Source organism: Telluria sp. AC161 (genome assembly GCF_979258535.1).
In genome coordinates this window covers 1,986,005-2,003,763 of record NZ_OZ409861.1, presented here as the reverse complement: position 1 = coordinate 2,003,763, position 17,759 = coordinate 1,986,005, and the positions used below count along the sequence as shown (strand labels likewise).

Below are 17,759 nucleotides of genomic sequence, written 5' to 3'. Positions count from 1 at the left end.
GTTTCTCGATGTCGAGTATCCCAAGCCATGGTTGCGGATGAATTGGGAACCATCAACGATGGTAGATTGAGTAAAATGCTGCTCTCGATTTGCTAGGCCACACCATGGAACTCCGCGCCGCCGCGCTGCATGCACTGCTCGATGCCGACCCCGCCGCCAAAGCCAGGGCGGTCGCCGCGCTGTCTGCAGCGTGCAAGGCCGGTCAGGTCGCCATCGACACCCAGGCTGTCATGATGGCGCCGCCCGGCATCCCGGGCCGTCCGGCGCGCCCGGAACTAGTGCCACCGTTGCAGGTCGGGCGCCGCTCGATGGGCACGCCGGAAGGGCGTGCGATGCTGGTCCACGCGCTGGCGCACATCGAGTTCAATGCCGTCAATCTGGCGCTCGACGCCCTGTGGCGCTTCGATGGGATGCCCGAGCAATACTATCTCGACTGGTTGCTGGTGGCCGATGAAGAGGCGCTGCATTTCACGATGCTGAGCGATCATTTGGGCACACTCGGGTATGCGTACGGCGACTTCCCGGGCCACGACAGCCTGTGGGAGATGGTCGCCAAGACCAGTGACGACGTGCTGGCGCGCATGGCGCTGGTGCCGCGCACGCTCGAAGCGCGCGGCCTGGACGCGATTCCGCCGCTGCGCAAGAAGATCGCGCAGGCGGGCGACCTGGCTGCGGCGCTGATCCTCGACCGCCTGCTGGTCGACGAAGTGGGACACGTTGAAATCGGCAACCGCTGGTACCTCGAGCTGTGCCTGGCGCGCGGCCTCGAGCCGATCGCCACCTACGACGAACTCACGGTGCGCTACAAGGCGCCCGTGCTCAAGGGGCCTTTCAATATCGAAGGGCGCCGCGCCGCCGGTTTTTCCGAGGCCGAGCTGGAACGCTATCGCTGACATGGATGATGCGGCGTTGGACAGCACCGGCTTTCTGCTGACGCGCCACTGGCGCGACACGCCTGCCGGCTGCGAAGTCGAGTTCTGGCTCGCCACCGACGCCGGCCCGCGCTGCGTGCGCATCCCGGTGCAGACCCCGGTCGCCTTCATTCCCGAAGCGCAGCGCGGCACTGTCGAACAGCTGCTGCAGGATGAACGGGGCTGGGAATTGCGCCCGCTCGACCTGCTCGACTTCCAGCACCGGCCCGTCGCAGGGCTGTACTGCCGCAAATACCGTCAGCTGATGCAGATCGAACGGCGCCTGCGCCAGCATGGCCTGGACGTATTCGAGGCCGATGTGCGCCCGCCCGAGCGCTACCTGATGGAGCGTTTCATCACCGCGCCCGTCGTGTTTGCGGGACAGCCGGTCGAGGGCAATCCGCACCTGCTGGTCGATGGCGTGATGAAGCCCGCGCCCGGCTACCGGCCGACCATCCGCACCGTGTCGCTCGATATCGAGACCACGTTCCAGGGCGAGCTGCGCTCGATCGCGCTCGAAGGGTGCGGGCAGCGTCAGGTGTACATGCTGGGACCACCCAATGGCATTGATGGCCCGCGCGATTACGAGCTCGAATACTGTGCCACGCGGCGCGAGCTGCTCGATCGCATGGAAGCGTGGTTCGTGCAGCACGACCCGGACGCGATCATCGGCTGGAACGTGATCCAGTTCGACATGCGCGTGCTGCAGCGCCATGCCGAGGGCATGAAGCGTCCGCTGCGCCTGGGCCGCGACGGCAGCGCGATCGAGTGGCGCGAGGCCGGTGGCAAAGGCGGTGGCAATGGCGGTGGCAATGGCGGTGGCAATCGCGGCGGCCAGGAACACTACTTCATCTGCATCGCCGGGCGCCTCGTCATCGACGGCATCGACGCGCTGCATTCGGCCACCTGGACCTTCCCGTCGTTCAGTCTTGAAAACGTCTCGCGCACGCTGCTGGGCGTTGGCAAGGCGATCGACAATCCCCATGACCGCATGGCCGAAATCGACCGCATGTTCAACGAGGACAAGCCGGCGCTGGCTTATTACAACGTCATGGATTGCGAGCTGGTCACCCGCATCTTTGACAAGACCCGGCTGCTCGACTTCCTGCTCGAGCGGGCCAGCGTGACGGGGCTGGCGGCCGATCGCAGCGGCGGCTCGGTGGCCGCGTTTGAGCACCTGTACATGCCGCTGCTGCACCGTCAGGGCCGGGTGGCGCCGAATATCGGCGACGTCGAGGGCGCCGACAGCCCGGGCGGCTTCGTGATGGATTCACGCTCGGGCCTGTACGACTCGGTGCTGGTGCTGGACTACAAAAGCCTGTATCCGTCGATCATCCGCACCTTCCTGATCGACCCGCTGGGCCTGATCGAGGGCCTGCGCGAGCCCGAAGAGACCACGGTGCCTGGCTACCGGGGTGGGCGCTTTTCGCGCACCCGGCACTGCCTGCCGAACATCGTCACGCAAGTCTGGGCGGGCAGGGAAGCGGCCAAGAAGGCGCAGAATGCGCCGCTGTCGCAGGCCCTCAAGATCATCATGAATGCCTTCTACGGCGTGCTCGGTACGACGGGCTGCCGCTTTTTCGACCCGCGCCTGGCCTCGTCGATCACGATGCGCGGCCACGACATCATGCACCGCACGCGCGCGCTGATTGAAGAGCAGGGCTACCAGGTGATCTACGGCGACACCGATTCGACCTTCGTCTGGCTGGGCAGAGCGCATACCGAAGACGATGCGCGCCGCATCGGGAACACATTGGTCAATCATGTGAACGGCTGGTGGAAGACGCATCTGGCAGATGAACTGGGCATCGAGAGCGCGCTTGAACTGGAATACGACGTGCACTTCCGGCGCTTCCTGATGCCCACCGTGCGCGGCTCGGACGAGGGCAGCAAGAAGCGCTACGCCGGGCTAGCCACCACGCCTGAAGGCGGCGACGAGATGGTCTACAAGGGGCTGGAGACGGTGCGCAGCGACTGGACGCCCCTGGCGCAGCAGTTCCAGCAAGGCCTGTACGAGCGGATTTTCAAGGGTGAGCCGTACGAGGACTTCGTGCGCGAGCTGGTGGCGCGGATGCTGCGCGGCGACTGCGATGACGATCTGGTGTACCGCAAGCGGCTGCGGCGGGCGCTGGACGACTACGAACGCAACGTCCCGCCGCACGTGCGCGCCGCGCGCATGGCCGACGAACACCACCTGCGCAACGGCCGCCACGCGCTATACCGCAAGGGCGGCTGGATCCGCTACGTAATGACGCACGAGGGGCCCGAGCCGCTGGAGCTGCGCCGCTCGCCGATCGATTACGAGCATTACCTGACGCGCCAGCTCGAACCCATCGCGGACGCGATCCTGCCGTTTTTGGGCGACAGTTTCGCCAATCTCACCCGCCACATCACCAGTGGGCAGGGCGCATTGTTCTAGGCTGCGGCCCAGGCCTGGCGCAGGCAGCGGCGCGGCGCGGCAATGCTGCGGTACATGAGGTAGCGGCTGCCGGGGACCTTCAGCGCGCCGGCAAACAGCAGGTCGCGCCAAAATCCCTTGCCGTCAAACTGGAAGCATGGTGTGAGCGTCCGGCTCAGCGCCTGGTAGGCGCGTACGGTGCGCAGGCGGCTGGCCGAGTAGCGCAGTGCCCCGGCGGCCGCGCCATGCACTTCGACGCAACGGGCCAGCACCAGCGCATCCTGCACCGCCAGCGTCGTGCCCAGGCCCAGTTGTGGACTCATGGCGTGGCCGGCGTCGCCGACGATGCAGATCGGGCCGGATGCCAGCCGTGACGGCCGCGCGTGGTGGTAGCGGGCAAACGCCAGCTGGCTGTGCGAATGGAGGCGGTCCACGACCGGCTTCGATTCGGGCCAGAGCGCAAGCAGTTCGCGTTTCCAGTCATCCAGCGGTGCGGCGCGCCAGGCGTCATAGCGGTCGCTGCGCAGACTCCAGAACAGCGACACGCGCAGCGCGCCGTTCACACGCTCGGTCGGCATGATGCCGTACATGCGCTCGGTGCCGCCGTAGCGCTGCGCCAGCAGATGCGCATTGGGCCAGTCGTCCAGGTCGATCAGGGCCCACAGCGCGCCCCACTTGTACTGATGCGAGGCCACCGCCAGGCCGGTGGACGCCGGCAGCATCGACGAGGCGCCGTTGGCGATCACGACAAGGTCGAAGCGGTGCAACACGCCACCTGCATCGACGGTACCAGCGCCGTTCTCGACGCCGATGGCGCCCACGGCGCAGCCGAAGTGCAGGCGCACGCCCAGCGCGTGGGATTCCCGTTCCAGCACGCCGCCCAGCGCCGATCGGCTGACGGCGCGCGCCTGCAGGCCGGTATAGGGAATGTCGACCAGGGTCCAGCCACGCTCGCACTGGCCGACGAGGCGATCGATCGGCAGGCTGATGGCGTTGAACGCTGCGCCCACGCCCAGTTCATCGAGCGCGGCCACGCCCTGCGGCTGAATCAGCACACCGGCGCCAAGCGTTGCCAGCGCCGGGTGTTTTTCAAACACGTCGACCGTGTGTCCGGCACGGGCGAAGGCAATTGCCGTGGCCAGGCCGGCAGTGCCGGCGCCGATGACGCCGATGTGCAGGCGCTTGGCAGGTGATGCAGCCATAGGTATCCTTGTGGAAATAGTTGCACAAGTATACCTCGCTGCCGGCAGAGCACGTTCGGCCCCGGAGGGCGCCATCCTAGCAGGAGGCGCTGTACAACGTCAGCGGCAACGCCGATGACTGCCGATATCGGACAGGCTGTCGACGCGGCCATCCACCGTGATGGCCTGCAGGCACTGTCGGGTGCGGCCATTCCACCAGATCGTGCCTTTGCCATCGCCGCCCGACTGGAAACCATCGACGCGGATGAACCCGCGCGACTCGAGGCTGTTCTCTGCGCCCGAAGCGCGGGCACCGTTCAGGTCGGACACGTCGACTGACGGCGCATAACCGCCGCCCCAGCGGTGATCGTCGCGGTAGGTCGAATTGTGGCCCCGTTGCCGGACCCCGCTTTCGTAGCCGGAACTGTACGCATCCCGCCGTGCATAGTTGTGATACGGCTGGTTGTAGATGCCATCGTTGTAACCGCGCTCGTAATCGGCTTCCTGCTCCCGGTCCGAGTAGTGCTGGCCATTGTCGTGGTGACCTGACTTGTGTGACGCCAGCGCTGCGATGAGCGCAATGGCGCCGACGGCGCCGATCGCGACTGCCGCATTGTTGTTGTCACTTTTCTGGTTGCAATCGCCGTTGGCCACGTCAGAGATTGCCGCAAACCGGCCATCGCTCGTCCTGACCATCACGCACTGCTTGCGCGAGGCATTCCACCAATAGGTATACGAAGCGCTGCCCGACTGGTGGCCGGTGATCGACACCCAGCGCCGCGATTCGAGCTCGCTCTCGCCACCGGCGGCGCGGGCGCCTACCAGATCGCGCAAATCGTCGGCGCTGGCGGCAATGGACGCCGTTGGGGGTAAGGCAGTGGCCAGTGCCACGCATGCCACGACAAACTGCTGCATCGTTTTCGTCATTAGCGATCTCCCAGGAATCATCTTTCAAAGAAAGCCAGCGCATCGGGTAGTTCCCTGATCCGGTTCACCAGATCCGGTTCACCAGATTTTCACCCGTTTTTCCGGCGCGAGATAGAGCTTGTCGGCTGGCTTGATATTGAATGCCTTGTACCAGGCGTCGATATTGCGCACGATGCCATTGACCCGGAACTCGCCGGGGCTGTGCGGGTCGGCCAGCGTGCGGCGGCGTGTTTCGCCCTCGCTCGTGATGTTGCGCCAGAGCTGTGCCCAGGCCAGGAAAAAGCGCTGGTCGCCGGTGTAACCATCAAGAATCGGTGCATTGCCGCCTTGTTTCTCTTGCACGAAACTGCGGTAAGCCGCATAGGCAACCGACAGGCCACCCAGGTCGCCGATGTTCTCGCCAAGGTTCTGGCGGCCGTTGATCTTCAGGCCGGGAAGTACCTCGTACCCGTCGAACTGGACCACCAGGCCCTGCGTGCGCTTCTCGAATTCGCGGCGCGACCCTTTTGACCACAATTCGCGCAGCTTGCCGTCGCCGTCAGAGCGACTGCCCTGGTCGTCGAAACCGTGGCCGAATTCATGGCCGATGACGGCCGCGATCGAGCCGAAGTTCACCGCAGCGTCGGCGTTCGGATCGAAAAAGGGCGGCTGGAGTATCCCGGCAGGGAACGTGATCGAATTGGCCGATGGCGTGTAGCCCGCATTGATTTCCTGGGGGCTGTAGGGAACTCCCATTTTCGCGTTGGTTCATTCAGCTTTTGCAGGTCGTCGGCGCGCATCCAGTCGAACAGCCGGCGATAGTTTCCGACGAGGTCATCGGCGGCAATGCGGACGTTCGACCGGTCATGCCAGCGTTCGGGATAACCGATGTAGCGCGTGACCTTGTCGAGTTTATCCAGCGCCGCGGCGCGGGTTGGCGCATCCATCCAGTCGAGCTTGCTGATCCGGTCACGGTAGGTGGCGCGCAGATACGTCACCATCTCTTCGACCTGCGCGCGCTCCGCGGCCCCGAAATACCGGGCGACATAGATGCGGCCGATCTCTTCGCCCAGCGCCGACCCCACCGCCATGATGCTTTCGAGTTCGGCGGGGCGCCGCTGCGGCGTATCCTGCAGCCGCTTGCTGTGGAAGTCGAAATGCGCCTGCACCCAGGGTTCCGACAGCGAATCGGCCCAGGCATCGAGCGTCTTGAAGACGAGGAAGGTCTGGAGGTCGGCGGCCGGCGTGGCGGCAAACAGCCGGGCCAGGTCGCGCACTGCCGTATCGGTCGTGACCTTGAACTTCGGCTGCTTGTTGTACTGCAGTTCTGCCAGATAGACATCCCAGGGGAAGCCCGGCGCGTATTTCTTCAGTTCGCCTGGCGTCATGACACGGTTCATCCGGACCACGTCACGGCGTTGCGCCACGGTCCAGTGCCGCCTGGCGATCGCGGTTTCCAGCGCCAGCACCTTGCTGGCGCGGGCATCGGCATCGGCAAACCCGGCGCGGCGAAAGCTCGCTGCGATGTAGTCGAGCAGGGCCTTGCGGTGCCCGATGTACGGCTCGGCCTCGGTCAGGTAGTAGTCGCGCGACGGCATGGTCAGGCCACCGACGCCGAGCGCCGCAATCTGCCGCGTCGGGACGGCCGCATCGGTCGTGGGGCTGGCCGGGAAGAAGCCGTCGATCCAGGGGGAGGCCATGATCCGGGCCAGTTCCCGCTTGTCGGTGGTCCCTGCGATGATCGAGAGCGTGCTGGCAATCGGCGTGATGCCCAGCGCGTCGCGGCGCGCCCGGTCGGCATGCGAGCGGTGGAAGTCGCCGATCAGCTGCTCGGGGCTGCCGGGCGCCCCCGTCGTTTCGCGCGCCTGTGCGACGATGCCGGCCACGCGTTGTTCGGTGGACAGATAAACTTCGACGAAGGAGTCGATGGCCGGCAGACCGGGCGGCGCCGTGGCGGTTTTGAGCCACCCGGCATTCACATAGCGGTAGAAGTCGTCGCCTGGCCGCACCGTGGTGGACAGGCCGGCCGTGTCGACGCCCCATTGACCGATCGCCGCCTGTGCGGCGGGGGCGGCCAGCGCCCATGGCGCCATGCAGAACGTCAGCGTCAGGGCAAACAGAATACGGAGCACGTGTTTCATGTCGCTTCTCCCACATTGGTTGGCAGTCGCTGGCAGTGACTCAGTGAAGCACAATGAGGCACGGTATGACAGCAGGCTCGCTTACCCGCCGCCGACGAACGCGTCCGGGACCCGATAGACTTCGATGGTGCCAATCCGGATGATCTGGAGGTCATCCTGGCGCAACACCTCAAGGCCGGCCGCAGCATCGCTGCCCGTTACCTGCCCGTTCGTGAAGAAAATGCGCCGGTGGCCCCCGTCGGGCGTGGTGAGCTCGATGGTCGTGGTGCCTCCCGCTCGGCGAATGACACCCGCCTTGCAGGGACCAAGCCTGCCGCCCGCCGACGTCGTGCAGGTGATGTCGGCTGTCGCGTGGTAGCGGGTGCCGGGAACGAGCGCGTCGCCAACGGACGGCGCGCTGGCGGCTGACATGGTGGCGGCTGACATGGCGGGGGCTGACGTGTCGCGAAGATCGATGCGCAGCGTGTAACGGGCGACCTCGTTGCGGCGCGCGGCATTGCGCATCAGATAAACGAGCACACGGTAAGATCCCTCGACCGGCACCGGCGCGGCGAAGTGATTGCCGCTTGATGAGCCCACGAACAATGCTTCGCCGGTGCTGTCCGGCGCAATGACGTTGATATACGCCGATGCATTGGTTGGCTTGAAATCCACCGTCAGCATTTGTCCTGCGCGCGCAGCGACCAGGTAGCCGTGGTCGGCATCCCCCTTGATCGCGCCGCTCAGGGTGACGGTGTGGCGGCCAGGGGCGAACACGACATTGGTCTGTTGCTGGGCTGCGGCGGGCGCTGCCAGCAGCAGGGTGGTGGCGTACAGTGCGGCGAAAAGGGCATGCGACATGGGGCCTCCGGACACACGTGTCATGGGCGCAGCGGCACCGACACCAGCGTGATGCCGTCGACGGTTGCGATGACTTTGCTGCCGAGCTGCATCGCATCGCCTTGTGTCGGGCACCCGACGAGGAGGGCGGTGTGGTCGAGAAAGTCGATGGTGGCCGCGCTTTCACCGACGCGCCGACAGGGCGCACCGGCTGCGGGATACCCGTCGCCGAGGGGCGTCAACGTGTCTGGCCACGGTATGGGCCGTGCCGCCGGCTCGGCGACAGCTGCCGGTCGCTGGGCACATGAGGACAGCGTGAGCGTCGCGGCAAGTGCTGACACGGTGAATGTGCCATATAGATGCATGGGTTGTCCCTTCCACCAACGAGTTCGCTAATGGTGCTGCAATCGCCATCCCTGATCCGTCTCCAAACGATACTGGCGCTGTTCTAAATCTCCTGTCAATACTGCGCTATGCAGTGCGGGCAATCCGCCGGCCGGGTCCGGTTGCGCGGGATCGCAGGCGCGCTGACAGGGGGCGCATGCGCACAGGTTCGGGTGTATTCTTCGCCACATGGCCACCGGACGGCGAGCGACTGTATGGCAGTCCGGAACGGTAGGTGTGACAATTCGTGGTTTTTTTGCACCGACCGACGCTAAATCTGCGACGCTTTCGGTCTGTAATGACCCAAGGACCTGCAGCCCGTCTACAATGATTTCCGGACAGCATTACTTTTGACAGGATCAGCCATGAAATCGGTACAACAAGAAGTCGATGAGCGCAGCAATCTGACGGGAACCAACAAGTTCGAATTGCTGCTGTTCCGCCTCGGTGGCGACGCGCAGGGCAACCACAACGAACTGTTCGGGATCAACGTCTTCAAGATACGCGAGATCGTGGCGATGCCCGAAATCACCGCCGTCGCCGGCGCACCGCAGCACGTGCTGGGCGTGGTCAATCTGCGTGGCCACATCATCCAGGTGCTCGATCTGCCGGGCATCACCGGTGTCACGCCCAAGACGGGCCTGAACATCATGCTGGTGACCGAATTTGCGCGCACCACGCAGGCGTTTGCCGTCGAGAGCGTCGAAGAAATCGTGCGTCTCGACTGGAGCCAGGTCATGACGGCGGAGAACACCGCCGGCACCGGCATGGTCACCAGCATCGCCCGCCTGCCGGAAGCCGAGGGCCAGCCGGCCCGTCTGGCCCAGGTGCTCGACGTGGAAACCATCCTGCGCCGTCTGAACCCGGAGCAGGACCGCCAGGACCTGTCGCAGGCCGTGGGCAACAAGATCTCGATCAAGCCGGGCAGCGTCATCCTGGCGGCCGACGATTCGGTCGTCGCCCGAGCACTGATCGAACAGGGTCTGGACGCGATGGGCCTGCCGTTCATCATGACCAAGAGCGGCAAGGAAGCCTGGGACCAGCTGGGTTCGATCGCGGCCGCTGCCGAAGCCGAAGGCCGTACCGTGTACGACCGCGTCGCGATGGTGCTGACCGACCTCGAGATGCCGGAGATGGATGGCTTCACGCTGACCCGCAACATCAAGTCGAGCCAGCGCTTCGGCAACCTGCCGGTGGTGATCCATTCGTCGCTGTCGGGCACCACCAACGAGGAACACGTCAAGAACGTGCGCGCCGACGCCTACGTCGCCAAGTTCTCGGCCGAAGACCTGTCGCGCACACTGCGCAAGGTGCTGGGCGCGTAAGCCAGCTCAGGGGGAGGGATCACGCCGCGCAGGCCCGGTGCTATGATGCGGCCGTGATTTCCGACCTGTCCCAGTTACTGATCCTCGACAGCCTGCTGCGCGAGGGCAGCCTTACCCGCACCGCCGAACTGCTCGGCATGAGCCAGCCCACGGTCAGCCGCGCGCTGGCCCGCTTGCGTACCCACTTCGACGACCCGCTGTTCGTGCGTACCGGCCAGCGCGTGGTCGCGACCACCCGCGCGCTGGCGCTGGCAGGCCCGATCGCGGCCGTGCTCGACGCAGCGCGTGAACTCGACAGCGGTCCCGCTGTCTTCGATCCGCTCACTGCGCAGCGCTCGTTCGGCCTGTATATGGTCGACGGCGCCGTCGTGAACATTCTGCCGCAGTTGCTGGCTGGGCTGGCGCGCCTGGACGATGGCGCCAGCGGGCTGCAACTGCGCAGCGTCCACATCGACCCGGGCGCGATCGAGGCCCAGCTCGAGCGCGGTCACATCGACCTGGCCATCGGCCGCTTTCCGCAACTGGTCAACAATATCCGCCGGCGCAAGCTCTGGACCGACGAGTATGCGTGCGTGATGCGGGCCGGGCATCCGTGCGCCGGCCAGCTCGATCGCGATGCCTACCTGACGCACCGGCACGTGCTGATCGAGATGGAGCAGACGAGCCAGCACAACGGAGCCGTCACGCGCAAGCTGGAGACGCTGCTCGCGCCGTCGCGCATCCTGTGTCACGTGCCCAGTTACACGTCGGCGGCCCACATCGCGCTGCATACCGACGCCATCGCCACCATTCCGCTGCGCCTGGCCCGGCCGCTGGCGCGCGACCTGGGCCTCGTGCTGGCGCCCCTGCCGATCGACCTGCCACCCGTGCATCTGGCGCTGTACTGGCACGAGCGCAGTCATCGCGATCCGGCCAGTGTCTGGCTGCGCGCGTTCGTGCGTTCCACGCTGACCGCGTCGGACCCCGTATCCGTCGATCTTTGAGCCATCAGGTGCATGCAGGTCATGCAGAATCTGCATGACCTGCATGCGTTTGAGGGCATGGCCGGCACGGGCCGCGCCGCGTAAGCTTCGGCCTTCCCGAAAAACGCCGAGGCACACCATGCTTCAACCCACACGCACGCCGGGCCGGGGCGCATGCCGCCTGGCCCTGGGCGCTGCGATCCTGTTACTGACTGGCTGCGTGTCGATGGGACCGCAGCCCACGCCGGCCCGCCTGAACGTCGATGCGGCGGCGCATTCCACGCGCACGCTCTCGGCGCAGGCGCTGTCGACATCTGCACCTGCATCTGCGTCTGCACCTGCACCCTGGCCCGCGCAGGACTGGTGGCGCGCCTACGGCGACCCGCAGCTCGACCAACTGGTCGACGGGGCGCGCGAGGCCAGCCCCACGATTGCTGCCGCACTGGCGCGCGTGAGCCAGGCGGCCGCCCTTGAAGGCCTGGCGGCCGCCGCACTGGCGCCGCAGGCCAGCGCCACGGCGCACCCGGTGCGCCAGCGCTACAGCGACAACGGCAGCGTACCGAAACCCCTTGCAGGCAGCTGGCAGTGGGCAAACGATCTCGGGGTCAGCCTCGGTTACGAACTGGATTTCTGGGGCAAGAACGCGGCCGGCGTGGCCGCTGCTGCCGGGCGTGTGAATGCACGCCAGGCCGAAGCGCAGGCAGCGCGCCTGGCTGTGGCCGGCGCCGTCGTGCAAGCCTATCTGCAGCTGGACCACCTGTACACGCGGCGCGACCTGGCCGAACAGGAACTGCGCCAGCGTACCCGCATCGCCGACCTGGTACGCCAGCGCGTGGCGGCGCAACTGGATAGCAAGGCGGAACTCCGGCAGGCCGAGATTGGCGTTCCGTCGGCGCGCGGCGAAATCGCGGCGCTCGACGAAGCGCTGGCGCTGACGCGCGGCCAGCTCGCGGCCCTGAGCGGGCACGGACAGGATGCCGGTGCGACGATCGCGCGGCCGCACCTGGCGCCGGCCCGGCCACCGGGCGTGCCGGCAGACATTCCCGCCGCGCTGCTCGGGCGCCGGCCGGAGCTGGTGGCGCTGCGCTGGCAGGTCGAAGCGGCCAGCGGCGACATCGACGTCGCCAAAGCGCAGTTCTATCCGACCGTGAACCTGAGTGTCTCGGGTGGCCTGGCCAGCCTGGGCTTCGACCGGCTGGTGCAGGGTGGCAGCCGCACGTTTGCCGCCGGTCCGCTCGTGACCTTGCCGCTGCTCGATGGCGGGCGCCTGCGCAGCAATCTGGCGGCGCGTAACGCCGACTACGATCTCGCCGTCGCGCAGTACAACGGCGCCGTGCTCGAAGCGCTGCGTGACGTGGGTGCGCAACTGACGTCGCTGCGCTGGCTGGGCGAACGCCGGCGCGAGCAGGACGCGGCGCTCATTGCGGCCGAAGAAGCCTACGCGCTGGCCGAGCAGCGCTACCGCGCGGGCCTTGGCAATTTTGTGCAGGTCTTGATTGCCGAAACCCAGGTCGTCGCGCAGCGCCGGGGCCAGGCCGACCTCGCGGCCCGTGCTTACACGCTGGACGTGCATCTCGTGCGCGCGCTGGGTGGGGGCTTTCAGGCCGCCATCCATTGAGAACGTTGGAATCATCACATGACTGAACAAACGAATCACGCGCCGCAAAGCCGGCGCAAGCTGGCGCTTGGCTTGTCCGCCGCCGTGCTGGCCGCTGCCGCCGGCATTGCCTGGTCCTCGCCCGGGGTGCTGGGTATTGGCTGGAACAGCCAGCAGACCGAAGACGCTTACGTGGAGGGCAATCTGGTGCACGTCACGCCGCAGGTCGCGGGCACCGTCACGCGCATCGCGGCGGATAACACCGATTTCGTGAGGCCGGGCGAGGTGCTGGTCCAGCTCAACGACGTCGACGCCCGGCTGGCGCTGGACCGCGCCGAAGCGGCGCTGGCCAGGTCAGCGCGCCAGGTGCGCTCGCAACTGGCCGGCGTCGGGCAGCTGCGCTCAACTGTCGTGCAGCGTGAGTCCGACCTGGCCCGGGCAGAGAGCGATCTGGCGCGCCGCCGTCAGCTGGCCGATACGGGCGCCGTGTCGGGCGAAGACATCCGCCACGCTGACGATGCCGTGGGCGCCGCCCGCGCTGCCTTGAATGCGGCGCGCCAGCAGGTGGATGCGGCGCGCGCGCTGGTGGACGGCACGACGCTCGAGCAGCATCCGGACGTGCTGTCGTCGATTGCCGGCCTGCGCGACGCGTCACTGGGCCTGGCCCGCACGACGCTGGCCGCGCCGGTGGGCGGCATTGTCGCCCGGCGCAATGTGCAGATCGGCCAGCGCGTGGCGCAGGGCGCGCCGCTGATGGCGATCGTCCCGCTCGACCAGATGTGGGTCACGGCCAACCTGAAAGAGACGCAGCTGAAGGACGTGCGCATCGGCCAGCCGGTGGCCGTGACGTCGGACGTGTACGGCGCCGACGTCGTGTTTCACGGCCGCGTGGCCGGCCAGGAAGCCGGTACCGGTAGCGCGTTTGCCGCCGTGCCGGCGCAGAACGCGACTGGCAACTGGATCAAGGTCGTGCAGCGCGTGCCGGTGCGCATTGCACTCGACGCGCAGGAGCTGGCGCGCCATCCGCTGCGCCTGGGTCTGTCGATGAAGGTCGCGATCGATACCAGCCGCGCCGATGGTCCGAGCCTGATGCAGGCCGGCGCGGTACGCCATTCGTACGAGACGGTCGTGTTCGAGACGGAATCGCACGGCGCCGATGCAGCGATCCGCCGCGCGCTCGGCGCGCCAGCGGCCGTGGTGGCGCGTTGAACGCAGCCGCCATCGTCACGACGCCGCGCCCGGCGCTGCTGGGCGCCATCTTCGTGTTCAACCTGATCGAATTTCTGTCGACCGGGATGACGGTGCTGGCGGCGACCGCGATCATGGGCCATATCGGCGCCTCGCCCGAAGAATACGCGACGGTGTCGGCGCTGTATGCCGCCGTGGCGGTGCTGGCGATTTCGCAGATGACCGTGCTGCTGCAGCGCCTCGGCTGGCGCAACTACCTGCTGGGCGCCGTGCTGTTCTACCTGCTCGGCGCGTGGGTGTGCGCCACGAGCGCCAGCGTGGCCGGCTTTGCCTGCGGCCGCCTGCTGATGGCGCTGGGCGGCGGCGTGTTCATGACGGTCTCGCGCATGATGGTCAACCTGATCCCGCCATCGCCGCAGCGCCTGCAGGGCATCGCCGCGTATGGCGCCGCCTTGTCGGGCGGGCTGGCGCTCGGGCCGTGGGTGGCCGCAAAGATGCTGGGCCACGAGGCGTGGGGCGGGATGTTCCTGGTGCTGGCCGCGCTCGCGACGCTGGGCGCGCTGATCGCTGCGCGCTGGATGCCACAGGACGCCGTCACGCTCGATCGCGCCTCCGGCGGGTCACCGTCGCGCATGCATGCCATCGACGCGATGCTGCTGGCGGCCGGCGCGGCCATCACGCTGTACGCGTTGCAGCACCTGACATATGACTGGCATGGCGAACGCGGCGCGCTGCTGGCGCATCTGGTGCTGGGACTTGCGCTGCTGGCCGCGTTCGGGTTGCTGCATGCGCGCCGCAGCGCGCCGTTCCTGCAGCTGGGCGTGCTGCGCAGCCCGCGCTATCGGCTGGGCCTCGTCATCTTCAGCGTCTGTTACGCGATGCTCGGCATGGTCAACACGCTGCTGCCGCAGGTGGTGCAGAAGGGTCTAGGCGTCGGACTGGAGCAGGCTGGCGAACTGCAGGGGACAGGGTTGCTGGCCACGGTCATCGCGTTCTTCGTGATGCTCGAACTGGTCAAGCGGCGTCCGCATCCGACCAAGTTTTTCGTCACCGGCTTTCTGATGCTGGCCTTGCTCGGCTGGCGCTTTGCGACGCTGGACCCGCGCGCGTATGCGTGGGATGCGGTGATCTTCTGGCTTGGCCTGTTTGGCGGCTTTCTCACGCTGGGGATGGCGACGACGGCGATCCACGCGTTCAAGGAGCTGCAGGCGGACAATGTGGTGTTCTCGAATGCCCAGCAACTGAAAAACGTGCTGGGACAGGCCGGCCTCGCGCTGGGCGTGGGGATGACCAATATCGGGCTGCAGGAGCGCACGGCGCTGCATGCATCGCGCCTGGCCGAGAAATCGTCGCTGCTGTTTGACGGTGGCGCCGAACTGGCACGGCAAGCAGGCCTGCTGGCAGGCCAGGACCTGTTCTGGATCGTACTATGGGTGGGGCTGGGTGGCGCGGCGCTGCTGGTGTTGCAGCGCCGCTTCGACTAGGGACGCAGGACGTGTGCCGCGTCCAGCCAGATCAACGGCGGCGCGAAGGACCGGTCAGGCGATCAGCCAGCACGGCGGTGACAACGGCCTGCAGCACGTGGATCGCCCAGCGCTCGCCGGCCTTGCGCGGGCCGGCCGCCACTTCGCCTTCGGTGATGCCCAGGACCGGCGCGATGGCGCCGATATTCACGGCGTACAGCGCCGTGCCGTACAGCGTGCCGATGGCGGCCGGCGACAGGCTTGGGGCCAGTTCGCGCAGCTTCGGGACGGCGGCAGCAAAGGCGGCCGAGGCGCCCAGGTGATTGACGAATTCGACGGCGCTGGTACCGGCGTCGCCAATGACGGCGCGCGAGCCCGTCACATCGTCGATCCAGTCGACCGCATCACGGTCGAGCGTTTTGGTGAGCACACCCGACTTGCGGCCTGCGACCATGACGGCCGTCGTGACCACGCCTGCGATCAAGCCACCCACGATGGCTGCTGTGTATTTTTGCATGAACGTCTCGCTTGAAAAGTGAATCCGCGGCGGGCGCCCGTGCGCCCGCTGCAGATGGAGTCAATACGATACGTGGCGAGCTCCCCAGGCTCGGTGCGGTGCTGCACCAATAACTCAGTCGCCCTTGGCCATTTGCCCGAACACCTCGTCACGCCGGACCCACGCGTGGTACAGCGCCGCGCCCAGGTGCGCCAGGATCGTGAAGAACAGCACATACGCCAGCACGCCATGCAGCGGACGCAGGAAGCCGTACATGGCGGGGCTGTGCGGCAGGATTGCCGGCAGGTTCACGCCGTCGAACAGCACGATCGGATAGCCGCCGGCCGACAGCATGGCCCAGCCGATCAGCGGCATGGCCAGCATCAGCGCGTACAGCGCCCAGTGCGACGCGGTGGCCGCCCACACCTGGATGCGCGGCAGATCGGCTGGCAGCGGCGGTGGTGCGTTCAGCAGGCGATTCACGAGGCGCACGATCGCCAGCAGCAGGATCGCCAGGCCCAGCGGGCGGTGCAGGTCGAGCAGGAATTCGCGGTGGCGCAGCGACACCACCATGGCGGCGCCGACGAACAGCATCGCCAGGATCGCGACGGCCATCGACCAGTGGAGTACGCGGGCGAGCAGGTTGAAGTGGCGTGGACGGTTCATCGCACGCTCCCGGTGTGGAGGTTGCCCGTGCTGATTTCACGCTCGCGGCGGTTGAACGAGACCGAATAGATCGACGAACGCGCGTGCAGCACGGGATCGTCGGTGCCGGCAATGCCCTTCGGCAGGATCAGCGGATCGAAGTTCAAATCGAGGCACGGGCCTGTGACCTGCGGTTCGGCGCGCACCAGCGTCAGCGTGCCGGCGAGCGTCTCGGGGCGCGTATCGGGCCAGGCTTTGGATGGGTCTTCGATCGGGTCGCCCGGTTCGGCGAATTGCATGACCATGTCCCATTTCAGCGGGCCAGCCGCCAGACGGCGATCGAGGTCCGCCGCCAGGAAATCGCGGTCGGCGGTTTTCAGTTGCTCGGGATCGGCCGCCACGAACGGCGTGTGCGGGCGCATCGACCAGCGCACGGCGCGCGTCGCCCCGGCAGCATTTGTCAGGCGAAACGCATTCACGCCATTGAAGCGCGTATTGGCCAGGCTGTCGGGCGTCGGCGCACTCTTGGACCACGCCATGAACTTCTTGATCTCCGGATGGGCGGCCAGCACGGCGTCCATCTTCGCCGGATCCGGCTTGCCAGTGGCCGGGTCGGGCAGGCGGGCGGCGTTAAGCGCCTGGAAGGCTTCCGGGGTGGATGCGGCAAAGAACGGGAAGCTGTTCATCGCCATGCGCCATTCCTGGCCGTCGTCCGTTTTCAGCTGCAGCGCCATGCCGCGCACGGCCGCTTTGTTGTCGGGCGAATGCGGGTCGTTGCCAGGGCTGGAAAAGCGGCCGAGGACGGGCGTCGACGGCTGCGAAAACACGCGCGCGGTCGACAGTTGCGCAGCGGCGGGCGTCGGTGCAAAGGTGCCGACGATGCAGATGCCCTTGGCATGCGCACGGCGCACGCCCGGCTGCTGTGTGCCGGAGGCTTCGGCGGTATTGACCATCGTTTGGGGCGTGACGTTCTTGTTGCCGAACCAGCCGCCAATCCAGGCGAAGAGGACGGCCAGCGCGATGATGATCAGCGCGATCGGGAGCAATAACAGCGGGGAGCCGTGGCGGGGCTTGGGCGGTGACATGGGCGGCACTCTCTTGAAATGGTCTTGGTACATACAGCCGGAAATTCGGTGGCGAATTGTCGCATGATTAATAAATTGATGCGTGCCGTCCCCTGGGGCGCCGTTGCGCGGGCGGTACTGCTGAGCGTAACGGCCCAACGCGAACCGCCAAATTGTGCAAAAATTCCGGTGGTCATTGATGTCGCTTCACACTACATATTTACATGCGCCAACGTAATTACATGCTCGTCAACCGTCGCCCGGTGCCCCTCACCCTGT

General features: G+C 66.7%; 16 protein-coding genes. 7 read left to right on the top strand and 9 right to left on the bottom strand.

Annotation, left to right across the window (positions count from 1 at the left end; all coding sequences use genetic code 11):
- Positions 1 to 104: 104 nt before the first annotated feature.
- A complete protein-coding gene (locus ACZ0AJ_RS09025) occupies positions 105 to 893 on the top strand; it encodes a ferritin-like domain-containing protein (RefSeq protein ID WP_499454582.1) in 789 nt (262 codons plus the stop codon).
- 1 nt (position 894) lies between these two features.
- On the top strand, positions 895 to 3,330 hold the full coding sequence (locus ACZ0AJ_RS09020; protein ID WP_499454580.1) for a DNA polymerase II: 2,436 nt from the start codon (positions 895 to 897) through the stop codon (positions 3,328 to 3,330).
- On the opposite strand, the gene ACZ0AJ_RS09015 is transcribed toward ACZ0AJ_RS09020, so the two are convergent.
- From ACZ0AJ_RS09015 to ACZ0AJ_RS08990, 6 genes are all read right to left on the bottom strand, one after another.
- A complete protein-coding gene (locus tag ACZ0AJ_RS09015; RefSeq protein ID WP_499453997.1) occupies positions 3,327 to 4,511 on the bottom strand; it encodes an FAD-dependent oxidoreductase in 1,185 nt (394 codons plus the stop codon). The two genes, ACZ0AJ_RS09020 and ACZ0AJ_RS09015, sit on opposite strands and share 4 nt — an antisense overlap.
- A gap of 99 nt (positions 4,512 to 4,610) precedes the next feature.
- Positions 4,611 to 5,417, bottom strand: a complete 807-nt coding sequence (locus tag ACZ0AJ_RS09010) for a hypothetical protein (RefSeq protein ID WP_499454578.1) — start codon at positions 5,415 to 5,417, stop codon at positions 4,611 to 4,613.
- Between the two features lie 78 nt (positions 5,418 to 5,495).
- Positions 5,496 to 6,074, bottom strand: coding sequence for a M13-type metalloendopeptidase (locus tag ACZ0AJ_RS09005; RefSeq protein WP_499456763.1), 579 nt, complete (start codon positions 6,072 to 6,074; stop codon positions 5,496 to 5,498).
- A complete protein-coding gene (locus ACZ0AJ_RS09000) occupies positions 6,029 to 7,537 on the bottom strand; it encodes a M13 family metallopeptidase (protein WP_499454576.1) in 1,509 nt (502 codons plus the stop codon). The genes ACZ0AJ_RS09005 and ACZ0AJ_RS09000 overlap by 46 nt, the downstream gene beginning before the upstream one ends.
- 81 nt (positions 7,538 to 7,618) lie before the next feature.
- Positions 7,619 to 8,377 carry a hypothetical protein gene (locus ACZ0AJ_RS08995; protein ID WP_499454574.1) on the bottom strand — a complete coding sequence of 253 codons (759 nt, stop codon included), beginning with the start codon at positions 8,375 to 8,377 and terminating at the stop codon, positions 7,619 to 7,621.
- Positions 8,378 to 8,397: 20 nt separating this feature from the next.
- Complete coding sequence (locus tag ACZ0AJ_RS08990) at positions 8,398 to 8,721, bottom strand: hypothetical protein (RefSeq protein WP_499454572.1); 324 nt, start codon at positions 8,719 to 8,721, stop codon at positions 8,398 to 8,400.
- Between the two features lie 384 nt (positions 8,722 to 9,105).
- Here ACZ0AJ_RS08990 and ACZ0AJ_RS08985 point away from each other — a divergent pair, with 384 nt between their 5' ends.
- The 5 genes from ACZ0AJ_RS08985 to ACZ0AJ_RS08965 all read left to right on the top strand — a co-directional run bounded on the left by ACZ0AJ_RS08985 (position 9,106) and on the right by ACZ0AJ_RS08965 (position 15,296).
- Positions 9,106 to 10,065, top strand: coding sequence for a chemotaxis protein (locus ACZ0AJ_RS08985; RefSeq protein WP_499453988.1), 960 nt, complete (start codon positions 9,106 to 9,108; stop codon positions 10,063 to 10,065).
- A 53-nt stretch (positions 10,066 to 10,118) separates the two neighbouring features.
- A complete protein-coding gene (locus ACZ0AJ_RS08980; protein ID WP_499453987.1) occupies positions 10,119 to 11,048 on the top strand; it encodes a LysR family transcriptional regulator in 930 nt (309 codons plus the stop codon).
- A 118-nt stretch (positions 11,049 to 11,166) separates the two neighbouring features.
- Positions 11,167 to 12,645, top strand: a complete 1,479-nt coding sequence (locus ACZ0AJ_RS08975; protein ID WP_499453985.1) for an efflux transporter outer membrane subunit — start codon at positions 11,167 to 11,169, stop codon at positions 12,643 to 12,645.
- 18 nt (positions 12,646 to 12,663) lie between these two features.
- Complete coding sequence (locus ACZ0AJ_RS08970; protein WP_499453983.1) at positions 12,664 to 13,833, top strand: HlyD family secretion protein; 1,170 nt, start codon at positions 12,664 to 12,666, stop codon at positions 13,831 to 13,833.
- Entirely contained in the window at positions 13,830 to 15,296 is a 1,467-nt protein-coding gene (locus tag ACZ0AJ_RS08965; protein ID WP_499453981.1) for an MFS transporter, read from the top strand. The genes ACZ0AJ_RS08970 and ACZ0AJ_RS08965 overlap by 4 nt, the downstream gene beginning before the upstream one ends.
- Positions 15,297 to 15,327: 31 nt before the next feature.
- On the opposite strand, the gene ACZ0AJ_RS08960 is transcribed toward ACZ0AJ_RS08965, so the two are convergent.
- The 3 genes from ACZ0AJ_RS08960 to ACZ0AJ_RS08950 all read right to left on the bottom strand — a co-directional run bounded on the left by ACZ0AJ_RS08960 (position 15,328) and on the right by ACZ0AJ_RS08950 (position 17,501).
- Positions 15,328 to 15,792, bottom strand: a complete 465-nt coding sequence (locus tag ACZ0AJ_RS08960) for a hypothetical protein (RefSeq protein WP_499453980.1) — start codon at positions 15,790 to 15,792, stop codon at positions 15,328 to 15,330.
- Positions 15,793 to 15,906: 114 nt separating this feature from the next.
- The gene (locus tag ACZ0AJ_RS08955; protein WP_499453979.1) at positions 15,907 to 16,437 is read right to left on the bottom strand and encodes a cytochrome b; all 531 of its coding nucleotides are present in this window, start codon (positions 16,435 to 16,437) and stop codon (positions 15,907 to 15,909) included.
- Complete coding sequence (locus tag ACZ0AJ_RS08950) at positions 16,434 to 17,501, bottom strand: catalase family peroxidase (protein WP_499453978.1); 1,068 nt, start codon at positions 17,499 to 17,501, stop codon at positions 16,434 to 16,436. The genes ACZ0AJ_RS08955 and ACZ0AJ_RS08950 overlap by 4 nt, the downstream gene beginning before the upstream one ends.
- Positions 17,502 to 17,759 lie beyond the last annotated feature (258 nt).

Bases quoted from the DNA above. Each gene is read 5' to 3' on its own strand.
- ACZ0AJ_RS08950 (WP_499453978.1), bottom strand. From the start codon at position 17,501: ATGTCACCGCCCAAGCCCCGCCACGGCTCCCCGCTGTTATTGCTCCCG.
- ACZ0AJ_RS08985 (WP_499453988.1), top strand. From the start codon at position 9,106: ATGAAATCGGTACAACAAGAAGTCGATGAGCGCAGCAATCTGACGGGA.
- ACZ0AJ_RS08990 (WP_499454572.1), bottom strand. From the start codon at position 8,721: ATGCATCTATATGGCACATTCACCGTGTCAGCACTTGCCGCGACGCTC.
- ACZ0AJ_RS09010 (WP_499454578.1), bottom strand. From the start codon at position 5,417: ATGACGAAAACGATGCAGCAGTTTGTCGTGGCATGCGTGGCACTGGCC.
- ACZ0AJ_RS09015 (WP_499453997.1), bottom strand. From the start codon at position 4,511: ATGGCTGCATCACCTGCCAAGCGCCTGCACATCGGCGTCATCGGCGCC.
- ACZ0AJ_RS09000 (WP_499454576.1), bottom strand. From the start codon at position 7,537: ATGAAACACGTGCTCCGTATTCTGTTTGCCCTGACGCTGACGTTCTGC.
- ACZ0AJ_RS08970 (WP_499453983.1), top strand. From the start codon at position 12,664: ATGACTGAACAAACGAATCACGCGCCGCAAAGCCGGCGCAAGCTGGCG.
- ACZ0AJ_RS08960 (WP_499453980.1), bottom strand. From the start codon at position 15,792: ATGCAAAAATACACAGCAGCCATCGTGGGTGGCTTGATCGCAGGCGTG.
- ACZ0AJ_RS08995 (WP_499454574.1), bottom strand. From the start codon at position 8,377: ATGTCGCATGCCCTTTTCGCCGCACTGTACGCCACCACCCTGCTGCTG.
- ACZ0AJ_RS09025 (WP_499454582.1), top strand. From the start codon at position 105: ATGGAACTCCGCGCCGCCGCGCTGCATGCACTGCTCGATGCCGACCCC.
- ACZ0AJ_RS08955 (WP_499453979.1), bottom strand. From the start codon at position 16,437: ATGAACCGTCCACGCCACTTCAACCTGCTCGCCCGCGTACTCCACTGG.
- ACZ0AJ_RS09020 (WP_499454580.1), top strand. From the start codon at position 895: ATGGATGATGCGGCGTTGGACAGCACCGGCTTTCTGCTGACGCGCCAC.
- ACZ0AJ_RS08975 (WP_499453985.1), top strand. From the start codon at position 11,167: ATGCTTCAACCCACACGCACGCCGGGCCGGGGCGCATGCCGCCTGGCC.